Annotated in this window: 24 protein-coding genes and 1 pseudogene; 3 read left to right on the forward strand and 22 right to left on the reverse strand. The window is 40.4% G+C overall.

All coding sequences use genetic code 11. From position 1 onward, the window contains the following. Positions 1-283 precede the first annotated feature (283 nt). The 13 genes and pseudogenes from rfbB to EAF07_RS02595 form a co-directional block, all read right to left on the reverse strand. Positions 284-1,330, reverse strand: a complete 1,047-nt coding sequence (gene rfbB / locus EAF07_RS02535) for a dTDP-glucose 4,6-dehydratase (protein ID WP_121834732.1) — start codon at positions 1,328-1,330, stop codon at positions 284-286. A 195-nt stretch (positions 1,331-1,525) separates the two neighbouring features. After that, positions 1,526-2,119 (reverse strand): dTDP-4-dehydrorhamnose 3,5-epimerase family protein, encoded by a 594-nt coding sequence (locus tag EAF07_RS02540; protein WP_121834733.1) that lies wholly within the window; start codon positions 2,117-2,119, stop codon positions 1,526-1,528. Continuing rightward, positions 2,119-2,988, reverse strand: a complete 870-nt coding sequence (rfbA, locus tag EAF07_RS02545) for a glucose-1-phosphate thymidylyltransferase RfbA (RefSeq protein ID WP_121834734.1) — start codon at positions 2,986-2,988, stop codon at positions 2,119-2,121. Before rfbA ends, EAF07_RS02540 begins: the two co-directional genes overlap by 1 nt. A 54-nt stretch (positions 2,989-3,042) precedes the next feature. Further along, positions 3,043-4,137, reverse strand: coding sequence for an NAD(P)/FAD-dependent oxidoreductase (locus EAF07_RS02550; protein WP_121834863.1), 1,095 nt, complete (start codon positions 4,135-4,137; stop codon positions 3,043-3,045). Between the two features lie 3 nt (positions 4,138-4,140). After that, positions 4,141-4,885 (reverse strand): annotated as a pseudogene (locus tag EAF07_RS02555) (ZIP family metal transporter). Between the two features lie 26 nt (positions 4,886-4,911). Further along, positions 4,912-5,703 carry a Nif3-like dinuclear metal center hexameric protein gene (locus EAF07_RS02560; protein ID WP_121834735.1) on the reverse strand — a complete coding sequence of 264 codons (792 nt, stop codon included), beginning with the start codon at positions 5,701-5,703 and terminating at the stop codon, positions 4,912-4,914. After that, entirely contained in the window at positions 5,687-6,376 is a 690-nt protein-coding gene (locus EAF07_RS02565; RefSeq protein WP_121834736.1) for a tRNA (adenine(22)-N(1))-methyltransferase, read from the reverse strand. Before EAF07_RS02565 ends, EAF07_RS02560 begins: the two co-directional genes overlap by 17 nt. A 77-nt stretch (positions 6,377-6,453) precedes the next feature. Continuing rightward, entirely contained in the window at positions 6,454-7,116 is a 663-nt protein-coding gene (locus EAF07_RS02570) for a cyclase family protein (protein ID WP_121834737.1), read from the reverse strand. A gap of 32 nt (positions 7,117-7,148) precedes the next feature. Continuing rightward, positions 7,149-8,429, reverse strand: coding sequence for an O-acetylhomoserine aminocarboxypropyltransferase/cysteine synthase family protein (locus EAF07_RS02575; RefSeq protein ID WP_121834738.1), 1,281 nt, complete (start codon positions 8,427-8,429; stop codon positions 7,149-7,151). Positions 8,430-8,517: 88 nt separating this feature from the next. After that, a complete protein-coding gene (locus EAF07_RS02580; RefSeq protein ID WP_121834739.1) occupies positions 8,518-9,342 on the reverse strand; it encodes a metal ABC transporter permease in 825 nt (274 codons plus the stop codon). Then, positions 9,335-10,186, reverse strand: a complete 852-nt coding sequence (locus EAF07_RS02585; protein ID WP_121834740.1) for a metal ABC transporter permease — start codon at positions 10,184-10,186, stop codon at positions 9,335-9,337. Before EAF07_RS02585 ends, EAF07_RS02580 begins: the two co-directional genes overlap by 8 nt. Beyond that, complete coding sequence (locus EAF07_RS02590; protein ID WP_121834741.1) at positions 10,179-10,949, reverse strand: metal ABC transporter ATP-binding protein; 771 nt, start codon at positions 10,947-10,949, stop codon at positions 10,179-10,181. Before EAF07_RS02590 ends, EAF07_RS02585 begins: the two co-directional genes overlap by 8 nt. Positions 10,950-10,963: 14 nt before the next feature. Beyond that, on the reverse strand, positions 10,964-11,893 hold the full coding sequence (locus EAF07_RS02595; RefSeq protein WP_121834742.1) for a metal ABC transporter solute-binding protein, Zn/Mn family: 930 nt from the start codon (positions 11,891-11,893) through the stop codon (positions 10,964-10,966). A gap of 142 nt (positions 11,894-12,035) precedes the next feature. Between EAF07_RS02595 and EAF07_RS02600 the strand changes: the two genes are divergently transcribed. Beyond that, on the forward strand, positions 12,036-12,677 hold the full coding sequence (locus EAF07_RS02600; protein WP_121834743.1) for a metal-dependent transcriptional regulator: 642 nt from the start codon (positions 12,036-12,038) through the stop codon (positions 12,675-12,677). Between the two features lie 693 nt (positions 12,678-13,370). On the opposite strand, the gene pcrA is transcribed toward EAF07_RS02600, so the two are convergent. The 5 genes from pcrA to EAF07_RS02625 form a co-directional block, all read right to left on the reverse strand. After that, positions 13,371-15,671: a DNA helicase PcrA gene (gene pcrA, locus EAF07_RS02605; RefSeq protein WP_121834744.1), complete on the reverse strand. Its 2,301-nt coding sequence runs from the start codon at positions 15,669-15,671 to the stop codon at positions 13,371-13,373. A gap of 15 nt (positions 15,672-15,686) precedes the next feature. Next, positions 15,687-16,121 carry a GNAT family N-acetyltransferase gene (locus EAF07_RS02610; protein ID WP_121834745.1) on the reverse strand — a complete coding sequence of 145 codons (435 nt, stop codon included), beginning with the start codon at positions 16,119-16,121 and terminating at the stop codon, positions 15,687-15,689. A 508-nt stretch (positions 16,122-16,629) separates the two neighbouring features. After that, positions 16,630-17,565 carry a manganese-dependent inorganic pyrophosphatase gene (locus EAF07_RS02615; protein WP_121834746.1) on the reverse strand — a complete coding sequence of 312 codons (936 nt, stop codon included), beginning with the start codon at positions 17,563-17,565 and terminating at the stop codon, positions 16,630-16,632. 186 nt (positions 17,566-17,751) lie between these two features. Beyond that, positions 17,752-20,163, reverse strand: coding sequence for a flavocytochrome c (locus tag EAF07_RS02620; RefSeq protein WP_121834747.1), 2,412 nt, complete (start codon positions 20,161-20,163; stop codon positions 17,752-17,754). Between the two features lie 18 nt (positions 20,164-20,181). Continuing rightward, a complete protein-coding gene (locus tag EAF07_RS02625) occupies positions 20,182-20,790 on the reverse strand; it encodes an NADPH-dependent FMN reductase (RefSeq protein ID WP_121834748.1) in 609 nt (202 codons plus the stop codon). A 224-nt stretch (positions 20,791-21,014) separates the two neighbouring features. On the opposite strand from EAF07_RS02625, the gene EAF07_RS02630 reads away from it, so the two are divergent. Then, positions 21,015-22,220: an L-lactate MFS transporter gene (locus tag EAF07_RS02630; RefSeq protein ID WP_121834749.1), complete on the forward strand. Its 1,206-nt coding sequence runs from the start codon at positions 21,015-21,017 to the stop codon at positions 22,218-22,220. 87 nt (positions 22,221-22,307) lie between these two features. Continuing rightward, positions 22,308-23,189 (forward strand): AraC family transcriptional regulator, encoded by an 882-nt coding sequence (locus tag EAF07_RS02635; protein WP_121834750.1) that lies wholly within the window; start codon positions 22,308-22,310, stop codon positions 23,187-23,189. Between the two features lie 125 nt (positions 23,190-23,314). On the opposite strand, the gene pflA is transcribed toward EAF07_RS02635, so the two are convergent. The 4 genes from pflA to EAF07_RS02655 form a co-directional block, all read right to left on the reverse strand. Beyond that, positions 23,315-24,106 (reverse strand): pyruvate formate-lyase-activating protein, encoded by a 792-nt coding sequence (pflA, locus tag EAF07_RS02640; RefSeq protein ID WP_121834751.1) that lies wholly within the window; start codon positions 24,104-24,106, stop codon positions 23,315-23,317. Between the two features lie 156 nt (positions 24,107-24,262). Further along, positions 24,263-24,652, reverse strand: coding sequence for a rhodanese-like domain-containing protein (locus EAF07_RS02645; protein WP_121834752.1), 390 nt, complete (start codon positions 24,650-24,652; stop codon positions 24,263-24,265). Positions 24,653-24,661: 9 nt separating this feature from the next. Beyond that, positions 24,662-25,633: an ROK family glucokinase gene (locus EAF07_RS02650; protein WP_121834753.1), complete on the reverse strand. Its 972-nt coding sequence runs from the start codon at positions 25,631-25,633 to the stop codon at positions 24,662-24,664. Between the two features lie 86 nt (positions 25,634-25,719). Beyond that, the gene (locus tag EAF07_RS02655) at positions 25,720-25,926 is read right to left on the reverse strand and encodes a YqgQ family protein (protein WP_121834754.1); all 207 of its coding nucleotides are present in this window, start codon (positions 25,924-25,926) and stop codon (positions 25,720-25,722) included. Positions 25,927-26,015 lie beyond the last annotated feature (89 nt).

A 26,015-nucleotide genomic window follows, 5' to 3' on the forward strand; every position in this document is an offset into this window, starting at 1 on the left:
GCAATAAAATCAACCATTATAAAAACCAGTGGAACTTACCCTGACACGGATTTCCACTGGTTGTTAGAGGTTTTATCAGATTAACTTCCACTTTAACAGACGGTGGAAGTTAGTTTGGGAATTTAGCTTTTTTTCAATTTTTATCTCAAAAAAGTTTAAAAAGAAATCAGAAGGATGGGATATTGTTCTTTCAAGTAGTTATACTCATCCAAAATGCCCCAAAACAAAATAAAAAACCTACTACATAGCGTTAAAACGTTGATGTAATAGGCTTCTTAATGTTTTATTTAATCACTTCTTGCGTCTTAGCGTAGTTTGCTTCAACGGCTTCTTTTTCAGCTTTCCACCAATCTTGGTTTTCTGTGTACCAAGCGATGGTTTCTTCCAAACCTTCTGAGAAGTTGGTAAATTGTGGCTCCCAACCTAATTCTTCACGAAGTTTTGTTGAATCAATAGCGTAACGAAGGTCGTGACCTGCACGGTCTGTCACATGATCGTAAGCATCTTTTGGTTGACCCATTTTCTCAAGAATCAACTCAAGCACTTCTTTGTTATTTTTCTCACCATCGGCTCCGATAAGGTAAGTCTCACCGATACGACCTTTGGTCAAGATAGCCCAAACACCTGTTGAGTGGTCATTGGTGTGAATCCAGTCACGAACATTTTTACCTTCACCGTAAAGTTTTGGTTTGATACCTGCCAAAATATTGGTAATCTGGCGTGGGATGAATTTCTCAATGTGCTGGTATGGTCCATAGTTATTTGAACAGTTAGAAATCGTAGCTTTCACACCAAATGAACGTACCCAAGCCTTAACAATCAAGTCTGATGCAGCCTTGGTTGATGAGTAAGGAGATGATGGGTTGTAGTTGGTTTCAGCTGTAAATTTCTCACCTGGACCTTCACCGTGACCTGGTAAATCTTCACGAAGAGGAAGGTCACCATACACTTCATCTGTTGACACATGGTGGAAACGAATGTCATATTTACGAGCTGCTTCCAACAATGTGTAAGTACCAATAAAGTTGGTGTGGATAAATGGACTTGGATCGTTCAATGAGTTATCATTGTGGCTTTCAGCTGCATAGTGAACAATGGCATCTGATTTTGCTGCCAATTGGTTTACTAACTCAGCGTCAGCGATGTCCCCAACAACAAGCTCGACTCGGTCGCCTAAGATTGCTTCCAAGTTCGCACGGTTACCCGCGTAAGTTAATTTGTCCAAGACTGTTACATGAACATCTGGATGATTGTTATAGACGTAGTGCACAAAGTTAGAACCGATAAAACCAGCTCCACCTGTGACGATGATATTTTTAAATTCTGACATGATTTTAAGATACAAAGGGACATTTCACTCTCGAAACATTCTAGAAAACTAGAAAATCTGACAAAGATGCTTGGCATCTGGAAAGAGTTTTCTAGGAATGTCGTCCCGTGTTCCATTTTATAAAAAATGGAACATTCCTTTCATATTTTCTTATTTCTAGTTTGCTTTACACTTCTATTAGTAACTTAGTTACTCTTACAACTCTTCTTTTTTCAATGGTTTGACATCTTTGAGAAGGGGATGATTTTTATCTGCTTCTGACACTTCTGCTGCCTCAAGATTTTCCCACTTAATACCGAGGGTTGGGTCAGCGTAGTTAACAAAGGCATATTTAGGTTTTAACTCAAGTGCCCAGTAGTCGTTTACAAGGTAAGTGTAAGCCGCAGTATCTGACAACACTTGGAAACCATTGGCTACACCACGTGGCACAAAAATTCCTTTAGAAGCGTCAATAACTGTCTGATAAGTGTTTCCAAAGGTGTCACCTTCACGAAGGTCTACCCAAGAACCAATCACTCTTCCTTCATCTGCAATTGACACGTATTTATCCCAAGGCTCTGCGTGCAAGCCACGAAGGGTATGTTTCTTATTGAAAGAAATGTTATTTTGTAATTTTCCTTCTTCAAAGAAACTTTCTGGAAATCCTAACGGTACCATTTTTTCTTTTTGGAAGTTTTCTTTAAACCAACCGCGGTTATCCCCACGCACTGGAATATCAAATTCTAACATTCCTGGAATACCTGGAACTTCACGGCATGCTAAGTCTTTATCAAAAAATTGTTCTGTCATTAAGCCTCTCCAATTAAACGAAGCAAATATTGTCCGTATTCATTTTTCTTAAGCGGTTGTGCTAATTCAAGGACTTGTTCTTTGGTAATATAACCCATACGATACGAAATTTCTTCAAGGTTTGCCACTTGAACATTTTGCATACGTTGAACAGTCTCAATGTATTGCGCTGCTTCAAGCAAACTTTCATGAGTCCCTGTATCAAGCCATGCAAAACCACGTCCCATGACTTCAACTGACAAATCACCACGCTCAAGGTAAGCCTTATTAACATCTGTGATTTCCAATTCACCACGAGGAGATGGTTTGATATTTTTGGCAATCTCTACAACATCATTATCGTAGAAATAAAGTCCTGTAACTGCATAGTTTGATTTTGGTTGCTCAGGTTTTTCTTCGATAGAAATAGCATTCATATCCTTATCAAATTCAACCACACCAAAACGCTCTGGGTCTTTAACTTGGTAACCAAAAACAGTTGCTCCGCTTTCTTTCGCCGCAGCACGTTGAAGCATTGCTGAAAGACCTGGACCGTGGTAAATGTTATCTCCTAAGATAAGGGCAACACTGTCATCACCGATAAATTCTTCACCGATGATAAAGGCTTGTGCCAAACCATCTGGACTTGGTTGCTCTGCATAAGAGAGTGAAATCCCAAATTCAGAACCATCACCAAGTAATTCCTCAAAACGAGGCAAATCTTGTGGCGTAGAGATCACTAAAATGTCCTTAATACCAGCCAACATCAGAACTGATAATGGGTAGTAAATCATTGGTTTATCGTAAACCGGCATCAATTGTTTTGATGCTGCTCGAGTTAGTGGGTACAAGCGTGTACCAGACCCACCTGCGAGAATAATACCTTTCATGGTTTTCTCCTTAAATATCTAATCATTTTATTCTATCATATTTTATGATATGTGTCATTGATTAATATAACGCTCGATAGGATAGTCAGAGACAGACAAGTCTGGTGTTTGATTGGTAACGAGCTGACTAAGCATTTTTCCTAAGAGAGGCCCTGTCGTTAGTCCTGATGATCCAAGTCCGCTAACGGCATAAACACCATTGAGGTCTGGAATTTCACCTATAAAGGGACAAAAATCACTGGTGTAGGCTCTAATACCGATACGATCATTTTTATGACTTGCTTCTTTTAGTCTTGGGAAAAAGGCTGACGCTTTCTCTTCAAAATCTACTAAAATGCTTTCATCAACGGTCAAATCAAATCCCATATTTTTCTCATGACTAGCTCCAACAGAGACTTTACCACCAGCAAAAGGAATGACATCAATTTCTCCCTCTGGAATAATGACAGGGTTGTGTCCTGTTTCCAAATCATCAAAATAATAGTCTCGTAATTGTCCCTTTTGCGGACTTACATCTACCTGATAGCCAAGTGGTTCTAAGATTTCTGGTAACCAAGCTCCGCAGGCTAAAATGACCGAATCAAATACCTGACCATTAACCCTATAAGTACCATCTGACAAACGTTTCAGCTCTGCTTTTTCCTTTAAAAGAGTAAAGCCAGATGCCTTAATTAAGGTCTCAGTTAATTGAGAACCTTCAACACGTGCAGCACCACTGGCTAAAATTCCCTTATCAAAGCCAGTTAAATCTGGAAATCTTTTTTGAACTTCTGCTAAGGTTTGGACAGAGAGGGAACCAATTAGTGGAGATTCCACCAATCGTGACTCAGCCAATTCATGTAATTCTTCCAAGTATTCTGGACGCGATTTGAGAAGAAGAGCACCTGACTGGTCATAAAAATCTGTCGCCACACCATCCTCTTTTAAATCACGTAACAGCTCTGGATAAAAATCTGCTCCAAAGCGAGCCAAACGGTACCAAGCCTTGTGACGACGACGTGAGAACCAAGGACAGATAATGCCAGCGGCAGCCTTTGTCGCCTGCCCTATCCCCTCATCAAAAATCGTAACCTCAACATCACTTTTTGAAAGATAGTAAGCTGCTGTCGAACCGACAATTCCAGCTCCAATAATTGCTATTTTTTTCATCATTTACCCCAACGCAACATCCATTACCATCATGGTCACAAATCCAAGCATCAATCCCAATGTTGCCACATCCGTATTACCGTTTGTCTGAGACTCAGGTATCAATTCTTCAACGACAACGAAAATCATCGCTCCTGCTGCAAAAGACAGGGCGTATGGAATAATCGCCAACATCCACAGTACAAGCGCAGCTCCTAATACCGCTCCTAATGGCTCAACAATCGCAGACATGGCTCCCCAGAAAAAGGCTGCACTCCGCGATTTTCCTTCTGTCCGAATAGGAATAGAAAGCGCCGCACCTTCTGGAATATTTTGAAGACCAATCCCCAAAGCTAAGCCCATAGCACCTGCAATAGCCGCTTGTGTCATGTTACCATTGGCTAAAGAACCAAAGGTAACACCAACAGCCAGACCTTCTGGGAAATTATGAATTGTAATGGCTAAAAAGAGCAAAGCAGTTTTTGATAATTTTTCTGGTTCAATACCTTCTGCTTCTGACTTATGTTTCCCAAGATGCAAATGAGGAACAACAGCATCTATCACTCGTAGGCTGAAACCACCTGCTAAAAAACCAATAGCTGCAGGGAACCAAGACCACTTCCCGTAAGCCATTCATGGTATCTAATAACTTGCGATTAATCGTTTTGAAGAAGAAAACAATCGCAGCACCTAAAACGGTACAGCCCCATGTAAAAAGCCCTGCTAAAAAAGCTAAAAGAACTGGATTTAAAGACAATACATTATTCATCATGGTTTTTCAAACACTTTCTAGTCTTATAGATGATAAAAAGGATTGGTATTACTGGAAGCTTCTAAAACTTCAATGTCCCAATGATTGTCAAACGTCCACTGGCGTAAAAGCTCTGCTATTTTTTTAATAAAAAGCACTTCAATATGATGTCCAGGATCAATCCCCAAAAGCCCTTCTGTCAGCATTTCTTGAGCAGTGTGATAATAAATATCACCTGTAATATAAATATCTGCCCCTTTTGCTACTGCTAATGGGTAAAAGTCATCACCAGAACCGCCACAAATCGCCACGCGCCTTACGATGGGATTTCCTTTATCATAGGAAATTAAACGAACACTATCAAGTTCAAACACGTTTTTTACTTTAAGCGCCAACTCCTCAACTGTCTGCTCGGCAATTGTGCCAATGCGCCCTAGCCCCATCTGATCCTTGGTTAGAGATAGAGGTTCTGTATCTTCTATCTCCAACAACTCACAAAACCAGTCACTTAAGCCACCAGGGACAACATCGATGTTAGTATGACTGACATAAACAGCGATATCATGCTTAACCAGGTCCAGCAAAATATCACGCTGAGGACTTGACACCAAGTCTTTGAGCCCTTTAAAAATCGGAGCATGCTTGGTTATAATGAGGTCGACATCATTGGAGATGGCTTCTGCCACAACAGTCTCACGGACATCCAAAGTCACCATGACACGCTTGATGTCTTTCTTTAAACTACCAATTTGCAGACCGACGACATCCCCTTCCATGGTTAGCTCTTTCGGACAAAAGGCTTCATATCGTGCGATAACATCACTTGCCAGAACCATTGAGTACCTCCTTGATGATTTCGATTTTTTGGAAAAGAGCAGAGCGGTCACTGTCATTATTTTCTGGAATCTGTGACAGTGCCACTTCTAATTTTTCGATTTCACGCACCCATTTGGCTACGAAAGTCTCTGATTTTTCGGTTAATAAGTGCTTCCCAAAACGCAATTCCGTTTTGGTCAACACTTCTTTACCATGCTCAGCGACTAAAATTTCATAAGATTTGTCATTTTCAGTCATGATTTTTTCAGCGACAATGGTAAATTCATTTGCCATCAGCCATGTTCGTAAGTCATCCTCACGGTTATTAGGCTGTAAAATCAGACGTTCTACCTGCGCCAGCTTTTCTTTTCCAGCCTCTAAAATATCCGCAATTAGGCGCCCACCCATACCACAAATCGTAATGGCATTGACACCATCAGTCACTTCAAAAGCAGCTAAACCATTAGCTAAGCGCACATCAATCTGATCAGACAGACCATATTTAGCTACATTTTTCACCGCAGAATCGTAAGGACCTTGAACTACTTCCCCAGCAATGGCTGAAGAAATGTGACCAGACTGGATTAAGGCAATGGGTAGGTAGGCATGGTCGCTTCCAACATCTAACAGTTTACTTCCTTTTGGGACAAATGTCGCCACTTCAGTTAGGCGACTTGATAAAATCGTATCCATAGTTATTCTTTCTACTTGTTTAATCCTTTTTATTATACCAAAAAAACTCGCTATAAAAACGAGTTTTCGATAGGTTATCATTTATTCACATAAGCAACTGCACGAACTGGTGAACCTGTTGCTTCTTTCCAGTTGGGATAGGCAATTGAAATGACACTTCCAGTCGCTGGTAACTGGTCTAGATTTGCCAAAACTTCAACTTGATAAATGCCTTGCTCAAGGAGATAGTATTCTTGTTTTAAAGCTCCGCCATTCTCAAATGCAGACTTACCACTGTCTGTATCTAAGGTTTCATGTCCGACTGCCTTAACACCTCGCTCATGGATTAAAAACTCTAGAGCTTCACGAGACCACCCAGGAGTCTGTTGGGCACCTGATTCAATTTGACCATACTCTGCTTCAAAATCCAAGATGTCCTGTTTTGTTAATTCATAATTTGGATTTTCTGCAACGGCTTGTGACTTATCAATCACATAAAGAGGTAAAAGAAGGTCTTCCAGAGCAATTTGGTCTAGCCATTTCCCACCTTCTACGAAGTGAATTGGGGCATCAATATGGGTTCCATATTGCCCAACCACTGTAAATTGTTGCACATGAAAACCATCTTTTAGAGTAAAAATATCCTTTTTCTCTAGGCTAGGAAGGGCAGGAAAATGTGGGCTATTTTCATCAATTTTATGAGTTAAATTAACTAATCTGGCTGATTTAAAAACCTGAAAGGCATCTAATAACTTTGTCATAAGCACTCCAATTCTTTCTCTTTAATAATCACTTAAATCTTTTCCAAGGCTACATTCAAATCTTCAATCAAATCATCAACATTTTCAAGACCGACAGAAATACGGATTTGATTTGGTGTCACACCACATGCCGCTAAATCTTCCGGAGACAGCTGCGCATGCGTTGTTGTATAAGGATGTACAACTAATGATTTGGCATCCGCAACATTGGCAAGGTTGGAGAAGATTTCCAAATTATCAATAACAGTCGCTGCATCCTTATCATCACCTTTGACATGGAATGTGAAAATAGAACCTGCACCTTTTGGCAAGTATTTTTGTGCCAATTCATAGTAAGGACTTGATGGCAAGCTAGGGTAATTCACTTTTTCAACCTTCGGATGATTTTCTAAAAATTCAGCAATTTTTTTCGCATTTTCCACATGACGTTCCACACGCAACGATAGCGTTTCTAGCCCTTGTAACAAGAGGAAAGCATTAAAAGGTGAAATAGCCGCTCCAGTATCACGCAAGAGTTGCACACGCAAAGCCGTAACGAATGCTGCCGCACCAATGTCTCGTGTATAGGAAATATTGTGATAAGAGTCATCTTCTTCCACGAATTGTGGGAACTTACCAGAAGCCTCCCAATCAAATTGACCACTATCAACAATGATACCGCCAATTGTCGTACCGTGTCCACCAATAAACTTTGTGGCAGAATGAACCGAGATATCAACCCCATGTTCAAATACATTAATCAAATACGGTGTTCCAAAAGTATTATCTGCCACAAGCGGAATCTTATGGGCATGTGTCAGTTCAGCTACTTTTTCAATATCTGGAATGTTAATGAGAGGATTACCTAATGTTTCAATCAATACTAACTTCGTATTATCTTGAATAGCCGCTTCTACTTCGTCTAGATTTTCAATGTTGACAAATGTTGTCGTAATCCCATAGCGTGGTAAAGTTTCTTTTAGAAGATTAAAGGTCCCACCGTAAATGGTTGTCGCAGCTACCACATGGTCCCCTGCATGCGCTAAGCCAAGTACAGTATAGGTAATAGCAGCCATTCCTGAGGCAGTCGCTAAAGCACCAACTCCCTTTTCAAGTGCAGCAACTCTATCTTCAAAAACTGCTACCGTAGGATTGCCAATACGCGTATAAATATTTCCAGGCTTTCTCAATGCAAAGAGATCTTCACCTTCTTGAACATCATCAAAAACATAAGAAGTCGTTTGATAAATAGGCACTGCACGTGATTTTGTCTCAGCATCAGGTTTTTGCCCAGCATGTAATTGCAAGGTTTCAAATGAAAATTCTCTTGTCATATCAATTCTCGCTTTCTTTTTTCTTATTTTAGCGAAAAAAAGCAGAGCTGACCAATACTTATTCCATGAAAAAAGGTATAGTTTAAAACTATACCTTTAATTTTCTAACAAGTAAAGCTAGAACATAAACACCCAAGCCTGTTACCGCACAAATTCCTGATAAACTGAGGTCAAAATGTATTCCCAAAACATAGCCAATAATAACCATCAGAGAACTGAAAAGACCTACAAAGCCTAGAAAACTATGAAAATGTCTTGACCAAAGCTGCGCAGCCATTGCCGGAGCCACTAAAAAACTAATGACTGTAATAGAACCTGCAATGTCAAAGGCGATAACTACCGTCAAGGAAACTAGAAAGACAATCACTATTTGAAGGGCTTTAACAGATAACCTAGACAATTGTGCCTGATTCCTATCAAACAGAAAGAGCTTAAGGTGGTTATAGAAGATTCCAAAAAAGAGGAGAACAACCAGAAGCAATCCTGCTGATTTCGCCAAGGCTACTGGTAAGGACATCCCTAAAATATCAATCCTATTCAATGGTGTAAATAAGACCTCCCCCATAAGGACAATATCTAAGTCCAAATGAACATTTCTTGCAAAAACTGAAATGAGGATGACACCTAAGGCAAAAAATGTCGTAAAAACAAGACCTGTCGCTGCATCATGGGTCAAATTCCCTGAACTGATACTTTCAATCGCAAACACCGCTAAGACACCAAATAGAGTAGCTCCTAGCACTAAAATTGGACTATCCAAACTACGCGCCACGAAAAAGCCCAATACGATACCTAAAAGAACAGAATGCGCCAGTGCATCAGCCAACATAGACTGGTTGCGAAGTACCAAAAGACTACCTAGAAGGCCACACGACAATCCCATTAAAAGTAAAATGAGTAAGACTTCAGACATGGCGTCCCCCTTTTCTGGTTAAGCTATAAGACATTAAAGCCAGTAAACTCATGACCAAAATAATCGTCGGACCGGTAGAAAGTCCTGAAATAATCGAACTTAAGTAAGTTCCGACTAAGGTTGAAAAAATAGCAGAGATAGCAGCTAAAATCAAGGTTACTCGATAATGTTTTGCCCAGAAAAGTCCAATAGTTGCAGGTGCAATCAAAAAAGCTGAAATCAACACAGCACCAACTACCTTCAACCCAACAGCAATCAAACTAATCATCAATAAAATAATCAGTTGTTGCAAAAAAATGGTTGAGATACCGACGCTTTGGGCAAATCCTTGATCAAAAAGGTAGAGCTTAAAAGCTGGGTAAGTTAAACCAAAAACGATAAGGGCAAAACTTGACACCCCAGCAATAAGCAAAATATCTTCAAAACGAATAAAGGCAGCTTGTCCAAAAAGATAATTTTGTAACCCAGCTTGAGAACTTTGAGCAAAATGCGGGTTTCCTTGTAGCAGCTGCTTGAGCACCATTCCAAGACCAAAAAATGACACCGATACTAGAGATAAAATATTTAATAGTGGTTGTCCGCTATGCTTTTTGATCCAATAGACCATCGTATATGAAAGATAACCTGAAAACATCGCTCCTAGCATAAGGAGAAAGGGATTTCGAGATTGAAACACCATAAAGGCAACTATCACACCAGGATATGAAGCATGTCCCAAAGTATCACCAACCAAACTTTGCTTAGTCAAAACACTAATCGTCCCGACCAAGCAGGTTGCTAGTGCAAAAAGTGTGATTCCTATCGCTACCGTAATAAACGAATAATCCGTTAAAACCTCAAGCATTACGCCAACCTCCCTCACCCTTTCCTTTAAAAAAATGCTGGGCAGGACTCTGATAGGCTTTTTGATAATTATCTAGCGTTAGGGTTTCAGCTAAAGGGCCATCAGCTACACAAGTCTTATTTAACCAGACCAAATGATCAAAATAACTTTCTAGAGTATTCAAATCGTGGTGGATAACGACGGATGTTTTCCCTTGTTCTTGAAATTCCTTCAAAATTGACATGATAATTTCTTCTGTCTTAATGTCAATACCAGCAAGAGGCTCGTCCATGAGGTAAAGCTCTGCTTCTTGTGCCAAGGCACGAGCAATAAAGACACGTTGTCTCTGCCCTCCTGATAATTCACTAATTTGTCTATCTTTTAAATCCAACAGGTTCATTTTTTCTAAGGAAGAAATCACAATGTCTTTGTCCTTGCTTGTTGGACGTTTCAACCAATTTTTGATGTGCGGATAACGTCCCGTAAGAACAATATCATAAACCGTTGCTGGAAATTGCCAGTTCACTTGACTAGCTTGTGGAATGTAAGCTATCCTACTTGCGATAATCTGTGATAAATTGCCCGATTGCCCCAATAATTCTATCTTACCACTATTATACTTTTCAAATCCTAAAAGACTTTTGAATAATGTGGACTTCCCAGCACCATTTGGGCCTACAATAGCACAGCGACTTCCCTGTGGAATAACAAGATTAACATTTTCTAGCGCTAGTACGTGCTGATAAGCTACCGTCAAATCAGACACTCGAATAGCTGCATTCATGACTTTCCTCCTCTTTATTTCAGATAATCAACAATCAATTTAATATTGTGTTTATACATATCGACATAAGTGTCCCCTTTTTCACCCGCAGGTGCTAATGAATCTGAGAAAAGCTCCTTATGTTCTCCAGTAACAACCTCTACTGAACCACCTTTGGCTTTGACAGCTTCTTGAAGCTTCTTCATACGTTCTGGATTTGTTGTGGATTCAGTGAAAATAGCTTTAATATTGTGATCAATAATCAAATCAACCGTTTTAATCATATCGCTATTAGCAACTTCTGACTCCGTGCTAACCCCTTGTGGTGCATAAAGTGTAAAACCGTAACGATTTGCAAAATAGTTAAAGGCATCATGCGGTGTCACTAAATAGCGGCTTTTCTCAGGAACAAGTGATAATTGTTCTTTATTCCACTTATCAAGCTCATCGAGTTCTGTTAAATAAGCCTTTTCATTTTTCTCAATAACTTCTTTTTTATTGGGCAATAACTCTTGCAAATCATCTGATGCTGCCTCTACTGCTTTTTGGTAAAGGTCTACATCAAACCAAAAGTGTGGGTCAACGACATCTTCACCATCTTCTTCCATCGTTCCAATCTCACCTTTAGTGAAATTGCGGGTTACAGCAGAGCCTTTTTCTTCAAGGGCTTCAATCATTTTTCCTTCAAAATGTAAACCGTGATAAAGAACAAGGTCAGCTTCTTGCAATTTCTTCAAATCACTAGACTTAGCGGTATAAAGGTGAGGATCTTCTCCTGCTGGAATAATCAGTTGGCGCTCAACCAAATCTCCAGCCAATTCATTGACCATATCATCTAAAAATGATGTGGTAACCGTAACAACTGGCTTTTCTTTGGCAGTCTTTGTGCCAGAAGACTGATTGTTACAAGCGGTTAAAGCCAATAAAGCTACTGAAGTCAGCATAAGTGTGTTTAATTTTTTCATTTCTAAGAAACTCCTAGGTTTTATTATTTGATTAGTTAGGTAAACCTAACTTTATAAAAAGGATAAACGATGTTGAGCTTTTTGTCAACCATTTACCAACATTTTTGTTATAATAATCTTTGAAAAAGAGACGAGGTTTAATATGACACCCAATAAAGAAGATTATCTCAAATGTATTCACGACTTACGAGAGCGTGGCGATAAAATTTCTAATAAAATGATTGCAGACTATCTCCAAGTTTCGACACCATCTGTTTCTGAAATGCTGAAAAAAATGCAGGCTGAGAACTGGGTAGTAAAAGACAAGAATCTAGGATACGCTTTAACAGAAAAAGCAGATCTGATTGTTACGGAACTCTACCGAAAACACCGATTACTCGAAGTATTTCTCCAAGAACACCTTCACTATACGACCGATGAAACCCATCAGGAAGCTGAAATTTTAGAACATGCTGTTTCAACCATGTTTATTGATCGTCTAGAAGACTATCTTAACTTCCCAGAATTTTGTCCCCACGGTGGTACCATTCCAGAAAAAGATGCTCCTTTGACAGAAAAAAATCATCAAACGTTGTCACAAGTTTCGGAAAGTGGCGATTATCAGCTCGTTCGCGTTCACGATGAAATTGAGTTACTGAATTATTTAAACCGCAATGACTTTCATCTCGGTACCCACTTTACCTTGATCGAAATTGATACCTATGCACAAACTTATCAGATTCAGTTTAATAACAAAGAACTTACTATTCCACTAGCAATTGCTAAACTTATTTTTGTGAAATAAATGGCTATACAACTAATACTCACCCAAAATCAAAATTAGCAGTTTAAGACAAATCAAGAACCAATAAATGGATTGATTTTCCAGAGCTTCTTTCGCCATGGTAGTATTCTTATTAGTGAAACTGCCCCGTGGACAGTTTCAGCCTGAGCTTAGAAATTAAAAAGCGAGGGTAATTGGCTTGATAAGAACGGATTTTTGGGAGAACTACAGAAATTGAAAGTCAATTCCCCCGCAAGGATGATTAGGTTGGACGCTGTCGAGTAGTCGACAAGTACAGCCAATCATCTACTGCGATAGAGATAAGCTCAAATCTAGCAATGAAACTCAGTAGGAGATTGGGACACTGACTTCGTCAGCTTTATTTCCCACCTCAAAAGGTTCCCCAAACCTTATCGACTGTGACGAACTCTGTTCGTCTTATTTCCCACCTCCAAAGGTCTCCCAGACCTTTGGAGCGTCCGCACCTTTTTAGAAAGAAGCAAAAAAGTAATTTTTGATTTTTGTTAAGTATAAAGAAGCTGGACAAAAAGTCTTAAAAATAGCAAATGGCTTAGAGTAACGTCGTCAAAAACGTTGATTCTAAGCCATTTTATTTTGTTCAATTTTCAACAGCAAGGCGGAAATTTGAGTTTTGCCCAGCCTCTTTAGTTATTATGATACTTAATAGTTTGTCCTATCTCATTTAGGACTCACTTATTTTTTCGTAATGGGTGCGACACTGCCTAGCAGTTTTTTGAGACCAACTTCTGGGAATTTGATTTTCAATTCCTGAGTAGCTCCGCTACCTGAAACTTCTAGAACAATGCCTTCTCCCCACTTACGATGGACGGCGATGTCCCCGACTTGCCAGTCTGCATTTGCGGTATCGTTTGTTTTATCAAACGGCACACCTCCTTTGACAAATGGCTGTGCAGTACTGATTGGTCTTGGTTGCGCTTGCGCTTTTCGGGCTTGAATAGCTTGTGAAAGGCTCATACCTTGCCCAAATTGTTTTGCTCCGCTATGTGACGACGTCGCCATAAAGGAAGTATTCGCTGGACGTGCTAAGCCTTGGTAAGCCAAAAGCTCATCTGAAATTTCACGAAGGAAGCGCGTTGGGCGGTTATAGCTAGTTTTACCAAAGAGGGTACGGGTATTGGCATTAGTCATAAAGAGAATCTCTTCAGCACGGGTAATCCCAACATAGGCTAGGCGACGCTCTTCTTCCAATTCATCCGGATCTTCTGCTGCACGTGTTAGCGGAAAGACATTTTCTTCCATCCCAATCAAGAAAACAACTGGGAACTCCAGACCTTTAGCCGCATGGAGGGTCATAAGAGTCACCTCTGCCGACTCCACATTGCCATCGTCTGTATCAGCAATCAACGCCAAATCATTTAAGAAACGGCTGAGGCGGTCTAAGCCTGTTTCATCAGGGGCTCCGTCTTCATTATTGTCATCAAAGTTTTTCGTTACAGATAGAAACTCTTCAATATTTTCCACACGCGCTTGACTTTCCAAGGTATTTTGCAAGCGCAGAGCTTCTAAGTAGCCTGATTTGTCAAGAACAGCTTCAACGACTTCTGTCACAGAATACCGATCAATGTCTGCTCGAAGATTGAGAATGAGGTTTGCCAAGTCCCAAACTGCCTGCGCAGCTTTTCCCTTAATTGAAGACAACATGATATTAGCTGAAGCATCTAAGAGACTCGTGTCACGCTCGTAGGCAAAGGTACGGATTTTTTCAAGAGTTCCTGGTCCTACGCCACGTTTGGGTTCATTGACGATGCGTTCAAAGCTAATGTTATCTGCCGTATTGGCAATGATGTTGAGGTAGGAAATCACATCACGAATTTCCTTACGGCTATAGAACTTGGTGCCTCCAACCATGGTATAAGGGATATTCGATTTGAGAAGCGCTTCCTCAATGGTACGAGATTGGGCATTGGTGCGATAAAGTACCGCAAAATCTTTGAAGTTTTTAGCTGTTTCGCGCACCATATTGCTGATGGTTGAAGCTACAAATACTGCCTCATCGCGCTCGTCATTGGCACGGTAGTAAACCAACTGCTCACCATCATCATTTTGCGTCCACAACTTTTTAGGACGACGATTTTTATTATTGTTGATAACTTCGTTAGCAGCCTGTAAAATCTTTTTCGTTGAGCGATAGTTTTCTTCTAAAAGAACAACCTTGGCTTCTGGGTAATCTTTTTCAAAATCAAGGATATTTTGCATATCCGCTCCACGCCAACCGTAAATAGATTGGTCAGCATCACCCACAACACAGATATTTTTGAAACGAGAAGCTAATAGTTTCACCAACTGGTACTGGGCATGGTTGGTATCTTGGTACTCATCCACATGTATATACTGGTAACGCTGTTGGTAGTAAGCCAGTACCTCTGGATTTTTATCAAAAAGGCGGAGCGTCATCATGATGAGGTCGTCAAAATCCATGGCCTCACTACGACGCAATTCTTCCTGATAAGCCTTATAACATTTAGCTACAATCTGCGTGTACATGTCACCAGCCATATTGTCATAAGCCACTTCATCCAGCAAATCATTCTTGGCATTAGAAATAGTCCCCAAGATGGCACGTTCATTCCATTTTTTCGGATCCAGGTTCAGATTTTTCAAAATCCGCTTCATCAGCGTGCGTTGCTCACCCGGATCAACGATGGTAAAGTTACGGTTGTAGCCAATATGATCTGCCTCACGGCGTAAAATCCGCACACACATGCTGTGGAAAGTCGCAATAAGCGTATCTGCTGTTGCAGGATTGAGAGCAATGGCACGTTCCCGCATTTCACGCGCAGCCTTATTGGTAAAGGTGATGGCCAAAATATTCCAAGGATTGACCATCTTTTCATCAATCAGATAGGCAATTCGGTGCGTCAACACACGCGTCTTCCCAGAACCCGCTCCTGCCATGATCAGCAAGGGGCCCTCTGTCGTCTCTACCGCCTCTGCCTGTCTGTCATTCATTCCATTTAAAAGGGGATTTCCCATTTGAAGTCTCCAATCTTATAAATCTTTACTATAAAATACTAAGCGCTCAATTTCTTGAAAACCATTTTTTTGATAGAAATTCTCAGCCGGCATGCCCCTGTCCGTCAAAAGTGACAAAAAACTAACTTTTTCATCTAATTCATTCACAAGCTGATTGAGCAAAGCAGTCCCTAGCCCTTGACCCTGAGCTACTTTTTTAACTCCCATTTCATGAATATAGCATTCATGACCAGACCACCAAGAACGTGTGACACCGTAAATAAACCCAAGAAGTTCACCATTTTCAACAGCTAGCACCCCAATAAAATTTGGCGTCTGATAAAATTCAGTAATGTATTGCAAAGCACCTTCCACAGTCCACTCATCATTCCAAGGCTCATCATTGAAAATGTCAACAAATAAGTGTGCACAAGAAAGCAAATCCTTCTCAGTTAGTCTTTTAAATTCCATGATTTCTCTCAATCCACAAAAATAAGCTCTACTATTTTACCATTTTTTAGGGAAAATAGCAGAGCTGATACTTGTCGTAATTCAAAAATAACTTTTTTACTTCTTTCTAAAAAAGTGCAGATGCTAAAAAAAATTTTGGCACCCCTTTGTCTGAAGAAAATAACTCTAACAACGTCAGCCTCAAAATCTCCTACGGAATTTCCTTCTTTCTTAGCAAACTAGGACTATCGTTTATCAAAACGATTCATTGGTGTCCTAATCTTAATTCAAAATACTATAAAACATTATGAAACAACCATCTCTTGACAGAAAATGACGTATAACGGAGATACATTTATCATAAGAGGAATTAACTAAACTAGTATAATTTTAGTTTTGGAGGAGTATGGGCTATCCGAATTATTCCCGCAATGAGTTCAAAAATAGGACAGCTCCTATAGTGATACTCACTGATAAGAGTCTGTCCCAATTATTCATTGTAAGCTCAGAGACGGTTACCGAAAGCGTCTTAAGCATTAAAACTTTCTGTCAATTGTGGTACGACTTGTTTTTTACGAGATACTGCACCAGCAAGGAAAGCATGGTTATTTTCAAGTTTGAAGTTGAAAGCTGCTTCAACTTTATCCATGTTTGAACCAAGTGCAAGGATCTCAGAGTTTGAGTTCAAAATATCTGTAATCATCAATACAAAATCTGAATAGCCGTTTGTTTCTGATGATGCTGTCATTGCAGCTTCAATCTCTGCTTGGCGTTCCAAAACTTCTGCAATATCAACAGTATTGACTTGAGCCACACGGACATTATTGCCATTAAGTGGGAATGTTTTCGCATCAATATCAATCAATTCCTCAGCTGATTTACTTGAAAGATTTGTACCAGCTTTAAGGAGTTCAAGACCGTACTCTTCTAAATTCACACCAGCAAGCTCTGCCAATTCTTTAGCGACTTGCGGATCTGATTCATGTGTTGTTGGTGATTTAAGAAGGAGTGTGTCTGACACCAAACCTGACAAGAGAAGACCGGCAACCTCACGAGGAAGTGTCACACCCGATTCTTTTGAAGCACGGTAAACGATTGATGAGGCAGATCCAACTGGCTCTAAACGCATATAAAGAGGATTTGCAGTCTCAAAGTTCGCCACACGGTGGTGGTCAATCACTGCTGCCACTTCTACTTCACGAATATCAGCAATAGATTGTTGGAATTCGTTGTGGTCAGTCAAGATAACCTGAGAAACACCTTCTGCTTTAGCAGATTCTACCACACGTGGTGCTTCAATACCAAAATAGTTAAGCGCAAATGCTGTTTCTTCGTTAGGAGTTCCAAGAGCAACAGCTTCCGCATCGCGACCCCAAGCTGTACGCTCAAGATAAGCCCAACCGTATGAAGATGCAATAGCATCTGTATCAGGATTTTGGTGACCAAAAACTAAACATTTAGACATGATATACCTCTATTTCACATTTTTCTTCATTATACCATAAAATGAGCCATTCGTTAAATCCCTTTCACTCAAAACTTTACTTTTTACGGATAATAGAATGACAGGAAAATTTGGTTTTATAGCACAGCTCCTCTAAAAATACCAAAAGAGGTAGAATTTTTGCCTACCTCTTTTTGAACATCGCGATTAACAATTTTCGGCGACTGCTGTAATACCTGCAATACGTCCAAAGGTGAAGATATCAGTTAATGAGTTACCACCTAGACGGTTACCCGCATGGAGTCCTCCTGCTACCTCACCAGCAGCATAAAGTCCTTTGATTATTTCACCACTTTCATTGATAACGTGTGTTGTGGTATCAATTTTGAGGCCGCCCATAGTATGGTGCACTGCCGGTTTACGTGGGGTCGCATAAAATGGTGCCACTTCACATTTGAGGTCAAAGCCACCCTTATTAAATTCAGGGTCAAAACCTGCGTCGACGTATGAATTGTAGTTTTTAATCGTTGTGACCAATGTTTCTGGATCGACACCAATTTGCTCTGCTAATTCTTCCAAGGTATCGGCACGGTGAAGAGTTCCTGCTGCAACTTGCGCATCAATTTTTTCTTGACTAGTATTGTAAGCTGTCGCTTTAATCTTATCATCTGCAATAAGGTAGAAAAGGCCACCATTATCAATCGCAGCTTGAGACAATTTGTCACGGCTACCGTATTCGTCAACGAAGCGTTTTCCTTCTTTATTGACCATGATAAAGTTAGCAGGTGGCACTTGAAGCCCTGAGAAGAGCGCACCTGTCACAGGATCTGACACTGGCATCATTTGGCTGAAGCCCATACCAACAAGGTCGGCACCAACAGATTGCCCAAGGAGAATACCATCACCGGTTACAGCCGGTGTATTTGATGTTGCAATGTCATCGTCAATTTCTGTCCAATAAGTATTGTACTGTTGGAGCATCTTCGTATTGGCACCAAAACCACCTGATGCCATGACCACTGCTTTAGCATTTACCGTAATGGTTTGACCATTTCGCCCTTCTGCAATCACACCACGAACGGCTCCATTTTCAACAATGAGTTCTTTAACAGGTGAATCAGTCAAGATTGTTCCACCATGTTCACGCACGTATTTGTCAAGAACAGAAATAAAGGCAAATCCCATAGGCTGAACAGGTTTGTGACCACGGCGCCAAAGGGCACCAACTGGCATGGTCACTTCATCACGAACAAACTCTACCCCAATATCTTCCAACCAACGAACAGAATCGAGAGCATTTTCCGTTAAGACTTTGACCAAGTCATAATTCCCATGAATTTCCTGTCCATTAAGGTCAGTTCGTTTCCCACCGATATAAGTCTGAATGCGATAAAGAAGAGTCGAATCAAAGAGGTAAGTTGGATCCTCAAGGTATTTTTCAACCTCACCTTTCAAGGCTCTAAAGTCTTCTAAGTATTCTGGATCAATGGTTTCTTCATCGGTGTTAATCAATTCTTGAAGGTTGTGCGCTTCACCAGGATTAGCCGCAAAAGTATTTTGCCAAGCAGGGTCTGGAGCATTCATAGGACCACCAGCACGGACGGTATTGCCACCGACAGCTGGGAATTTTTCAACGACGATGACTTTCTTGCCTTCTTGAATAACAGTTGCCGCAGCTGCAAGTCCAGCTCCTCCTCCACCGACAACAACGACATCAGCTTCATAGGTCTTATCTTCTTTGTCCAAAGCCGAAGGCGCTTTAGGGCGTTTACGGAGCACATCTGGATTACCTCCTGCTAATTTAACGGCACGCGCTACCCCATCAAGGACACCATTTGACGTCACTGACGCACCTGAAATGGCATCAACATTAAGGGTTTGTCCTTCAATGATTTCAGCTGGAACACGAGTAAAAACAATATCTGCAATCCCAGATGATTCACCAGATGAATCAATATCAATTTTTTCAATCTTTTCTTCAGACAAGGTCACTTCCATTGGAAGTTTACCATTGTGCCCTTCAGTTGTTACTGAGTAAGTTCCCGGTTCAAAACGAACTTCTTCTGGCAGATTGAGCTGATTGGCCACTTCAACAAAGCGCAAGAAACGGAAGAAACAACTGTCTAGGAAATCGACTGTTCCTTCATTGGCAAGGTCACCATTTTCATCAAAGGCACGGTGAGCACGACCTAAAAGGAATTCACTCCCTGGCATAACAGTCGCATTAACACCAGGAGCATCTAAAATCTGACGCAGGTGCAATTGCGCACGAGATGACCCCTGTACATCGTATGACGCCCCAACAATCATGGTTGGTTTGCCATCCAATGGATGGACGTTAAAAGATAACCATTCAATGAGACTATTAAGACTTGATGGGATGGTATGGTTATGCTCAGGTGTCGCAATAATGACCCCATCTGCTTCCGTAATTTTAGTGTTAAAGTTTTGAATAACAGGCGTCTCTGTTTGGTCGTCTGTTTCATTAAACATCGGCACGTCTGTGATTTCTAGAATCTCAATATCAGCCTTTTTCGCAAAATGCTTCTGCATGAACTGCAAGAGCATGCGGTTATAAGACTTCTTCGCATTGGTACCAACAATCGCTACTAATTTCATCACTTCATTCCTCCTAACTTACGCTTTTAGCCACTCTTCCCAGATAAAAGACTTTTTACGGTCAGTATCTTCTGGCTTAACCAATTGATTGGTCAAGGTTACAAATTGGACAAATTCTGCGAAATGTTCTTCCAACTCAGCCACTTTTTCTGGATTATTCAAATGACAGTTATCATCTAAAACTTGTTCTGAGTGACCTAAGAAGAATTCTGTCCCTGGCATAACACGCGCTTTTAGCTCAGGAGCATCTAAGATTTGACGCAAATGTGCCTGCGCACGCGATGTTCCCAAAAGGCCAAGTGAGGCTCCGACAATCATCGTTGGTTTATTGACAAGGGCACGGCTGGTATAAGCAATCCACTCAAGCGCAGAAGCAAGCGGTGCTGGAATCGTATGATCATACTCTGGAGTAGCAATAATCACACCATCTGCTGCCAGTATTTTTTCAGAGAACACTGCAACTGTTTCTGGAGCTGTCTTATCCTCTGGTTCATTGAAGGCTGGTAAATCTTTAATTTCCAAAATATCAATATCAGCCTGCTCCTCAAAATGTTTTGCCATGAATTTGAGAAGTTTGCGATTGGTAGAACGGTCTGAATTGGTACCGACAATAGCAACTAATTTCATTATGTTACCTCTTTCACAATTTTATAGTACCATTATACTATTTCGCTAGTTTTTGTAAACGTTATCTCAAGAAAGTTCGTGCTATTGTATTATTTTGTCGTACTTTTGTATCAGATTGTGAAAAAAGTTTCAAATTTTCATTTGAACTTATTGACATCGTTTTCAATGTTGTGATATATTTTTCGTGAAAAAACAAACAAAGTTTCTTTTAGAAAGGATATCTTATGTCGAAAACTTTGAACCGGTGGCAAGTCATTGCTGCTTCTACTGCTATTTTGCTCTGTACTGGAGCTGTCTATGCCTTCTCTGTCTTTGCTGGTCCGCTAAGCGCTCAGACAGGCTGGTCTATGCCAGAAATTATGATGGCTTTTACCATTAACTCTGCAATTGGCCCTATCCCCATGATCCTAGGTGGTTATCTTGTTGACAAAGGTTATGTCAAATGGACCATTGCTCTTGGAGCTTTGCTTTTTGCTACTGGCTTCTTCCTAACAGGATATGCTTCAACACCTACCATGCTTTACCTTACCTATGGTTTGATGGCTGGTTTGGGACAAGGCTTCGCTTATTCAGGAGCATTATCTAACACACTCCGGCTTTTCCCAGACAAACGTGGTCTAGCCTCTGGCATTTTGACTGGTGGTATGGGATTTGCAGCCGTAATCGCATCACCAATTGCATCAGCTCTTATCCAAAGTCACGACGCCAAATTTGCCTTCCGTACAATCGGTCTTGCCTATATTATCATTGTTCTTATTACAAGTTTCTTTATCAAGGCTGCGCCTGCAGGCTATAAACCAGAAGGTTGGAACCCTCCAGCACAGGCTCGTCAAGGACTTGTTAATAAAAATTGGACTGATATGTTGAAAACACCTATTTTCTACGTCGTTATCTCAATGTTCTTCGTGGGTGCTTTCTCAGGTCTTATGATTGCTTCACAAGCATCACCAATTGGTCAGTCAATGTTTGGGCTTTCTGCTGGGACTGCTGCTCTTTACGTATCTCTTTACTCTATTGCTAATTCAAGCGGCCGCCTTATCTGGGGATCTGTCTCAGACAAAATAGGTCGCAGTAAAACACTTCTTATCATTTACTCAGTTGTTGCTGCTGCGCTCTTTATCTTAACCGTTGTTCCTGGTCAATTTGGTTTCACTCTAGGAATTATTGGTCTGGGTATTTGTTTCGGTGGGGTCATGGGTGTCTTTCCATCAATCGTTATGGAAAACTATGGACCTGCTAATCAAGGAGTCAACTACGGTATTGTCTTCACAGGTTATTCACTAGCTGCCTTCTTTGCGCCACGTGTTGCTGTACAAATGGCTAGCGCAAACAACGGTAACTATAGCCAAGCCTTCTACGTTGCTATCATCCTAGCACTTGTCGGACTTGGACTTAACCTCGTTTATATGAAAATGCACAAGAAAAGTTAGTTCATTCTGTGTCTACAATCTGAAACTTCCTCATACGAGGAAGTTTTTTGGTATAATGAAAACAAATTTGTCAGAAAGAGAATGTCCATGGTCAAATATAGCCGCTTTTTAAAAGATAATCCCTCTGGTTTTCCATATGATTATGAAAAAGGACACATTAAAAATGGATTTCCCGATGTCATGTATCACTGGCATCCTGAGTTGGAAATTGTCTTTGTCCATAAGGGGTCTGCTTCTTACCACATTAATAATGAACAATTTGAAAGTCAATCTGGTGATATTATTTTTATCCAATCGACTGCCCTACATGCTATCCATCCTATAGAAGATAAGGAAGAAATCTCAACAACTTTTCGGATTCATCTAGATAACCTTGGACGTCATCAGATTGAAACCTTTAGTCAGCGTTACATTCAACCCCTTTATTCTGGTCATTTCCATCTGACACCTTGTCTACGCCCATCCGACGAAGGGTATTCTAATATCAAAAACTGTCTGCTCAGCCTTTTTGCCCTTATAGAAGAACAGAGCCTCTACTATGACATTCTTCTAAAAGCAAAACTCCATGAATTACTATATCTTCTCTTTAGGCACCGCCATGTCAATCGCCATTACACTGACGATACCTATCAGAAATATCAAAAATTAAAGGATTTGATTCATTTCCTCCAAGAGCACTATGCAGAAGACATCTCAATTGAACAATTAGCTCATAACTTCGGTTATAGTAAAAATCATTTCATGAGCATTTTTAAATTACACACCGGAAGTTCTTGTATGGATTTTCTGATTCAATTACGGCTAAATAAAGCTTGTGAAGCCCTAATTCAAACAACGCTACCTATCGCAGAAATTTCTAGGCAAGTTGGTTTTTCAAATCTCTCAAATTTTAATCGTCAGTTTAAACAACGTTATCATATGACGCCAAACCAGTATCGAAAACAAAAAAGAGTAAAACAGAAATCTTAACTTCTGTTCCACTCTCATTCAAATAAAGTATTATGTTCTCATATCATTATTTTGTCACCGAAAAGCATGAAATGTTGGACAAAAAATGAAAGCTCGACGAAGTAACATATCAGTTTTCAAAGACATTAAACTTTTGCCATACGATTCATGTATTCGGTGTAACTTTCCGTTTCCATCAAATCCTTGGCATTTTGAACGCGTTCACGTGTCGGTGGTTTAACCCCTTCCAACGGATAAGGGATACCAAGTTCACGCCATTTGAATTCCCCCATGGTGTGGTAGGGCAGAATTTCAAATTTATCCACGTTTTTCAAGGTTTTAACAAACTTACCAAGCTCAATCAAATGCTCATCAATATCAGTTAAACCAGGAACTAGAACATGACGAATCCAAACCGGAATGCCTTTATCTGATAGGTAATGTGCAAATTTAAGAATATTAGTATTAGGTTGACGTGTTACGACCTTGTGCTGTTCTGGATCAATCTCCTTCAAATCAAGCAAGACCAAGTCTGTGACAGCTAATAATTTGTCTAAAATCTCGTGATATTCTGGTGTTGGACGATAGGCAAACCCACAGGTATCAAGTGTCGTGTGAATGCCTAATTTTTTAGCCTCTGTGAAAAGAGCGATGAGAAAATCAATTTGAAGCATTGCTTCCCCACCAGACACTGTAATCCCCCCATTTTTCCCCCAAAAATGGCGGAAATTGAGCGCTTCTTTCAACACATCTTCCACTGTACGTTCGGTCGCTTTATTTGATACCATTTCCCAAGTATCAGGATTATGGCAATATTGACAGCGGAGCTTGCACCCTTGTAAAAAGATGATGAAGCGTATACCAGGCCCATCCACAGAACCAAAACTCTCTGTCGAATGCACCATTCCTGTTACCTTTTTGTAATCAATGTCAGTCATGCCGTCTCCTTGTAACCGTTTTTCTTATTTTCATTATACACTTTTCACGGTCCTCTGCCTAGCTTTCTGTACCAATTCCTCAAAAGTCTATGCTATAATAACCCATTTTTTGTGTACTATAAAAGCTGAGCAAACTGTCAAGCTCAGCTTCCCAATCTATTTTCCAATCTTAGTCTTTCCTTGCCAATAATCAAAGCCATCTTTAAGAACATAGACATCCTTAAAGCCTGCCTTTTTCAAGGTCATAATCACTTTAGGCAGCTCTGTACCACGAGTGGCATCATACAGAAGGATTGGTTTATCTTTACGAAGAGCTCCAAGTGACTGGGAAAAGCCAGGGGCTGGAAGATTGCGCGCTCTTAGGATATGCTTTTTCTGAAAACTTCCCGTATCTCTGATATCAATGAGCTGTGCTCCTTGCATTTTACCTTCAAATTCTTCAGAACTTAAGAAAGTTGCTGCACGTCGAACACGAAAATAATTCCAAGCTAAATAGAGCCCCCATACAATCAAAATTCCCCATAAAATAAGTGATAGTGGTGTCATAGTATCTCCTTATTTGGTAACAAATTGTCGAGCCAAGCTTGCTGCACCGATAAGACCAGCATCATTTCCAAGCTCTGCAATTTTAATCTTAGTTGTTTTACGAACTTGTGGAAAAGCATAGCGATTAAAATATTTTTCAATACGGCTACGTAAAAACTCCCCAGCTGCTGACACACCTCCTCCAACAACAATCGAGTCTGGATTAAGAATACTTCCAAGATTTGCTGCTGCAAGGCCTAAATAGAAACCAACTTTTTCAACAACGGAATCAGCAAAGCTGTCTCCTGCTGCCGCAGCTGTAAAAATATCTTTACTTGTTACTGTTTCACCATTATCAATAGCAGCTTTAATGCTTGATACTCCTTCATAGCTTTCTGCCAACAAACGAGCCACGCGCACTACACCCGTTGCTGATGCTACTGTCTCAAGGCATCCATTACTTCCACAAGTGCAAGCAAAGCCATGGTCTGGCTCTACAATCATATGACCGATTTCACCACCAGCACCTGCGACACCGTGGATAAGATTTCCATCAGCAATGATACCACCGCCAACACCTGTCCCAAGTGTCATAAAGACCACGTCAGGATTGTTCTCACCAGCACCGACCCAGCGTTCACCAAGAGCTGCCACATTTGCATCATTATCAATCGCAAATGGGATACCAATTTCACGTTCAATCACTGAACCAACTTCTTGAGTATTAGCCCAGTTCAAGTTGAAAGCACCTGTAACTGTTTTTTTCTCACGATCAACTGCCCCTGGAGAGCCCATACCAATACCAACAAAATCATCTTTTGTCAATCCATACAGTTCCAAGCGGTGTTTGATTGACTCCACAATATCTGGCACAATCTGTTTACCATCATCCAAAATATTAGTGTCAATAGCCCATTTTTCTTGAACTTCACCATCAAGTGTCAAAATCCCAAATTTAACAGTTGTTCCACCAAGGTCAATACCTAATAATTTTTTTGTCATCGTTTTACTACCAAATCTATAGAGAACATCACTAAAATAGGACTTTGAATTTCCCTCATCGTCACAAATTAGTCACTTCTCTCAGATTATTTCCTTTCCTTTTCCATTTCCAATCGGTGCTCCCGTCGTAAAATTAATTCTGCTAAAATATAGTCCTCTTTTTCAAGCAAGCCATTTTGATAAAGCCCTTCAAGCTCAATCTTCATCAGTTCAATATCATAAAGGCGCTTGCCAAGATACACGATAATCCCAAAACGTTTTAACAACTGTTGCACATCGTAAAGTGTTTTCATATAAGAATAGTATCAAAAAAACCGCTCTTTTTCAAGCAGTTTTTGCAAACGATTGCAAATTGTGAACAAATCTTTGAAAAGCATTGAAC

Source organism: Streptococcus hillyeri, from assembly GCF_003686955.1.
GTDB lineage: Bacteria > Bacillota > Bacilli > Lactobacillales > Streptococcaceae > Streptococcus > Streptococcus hillyeri.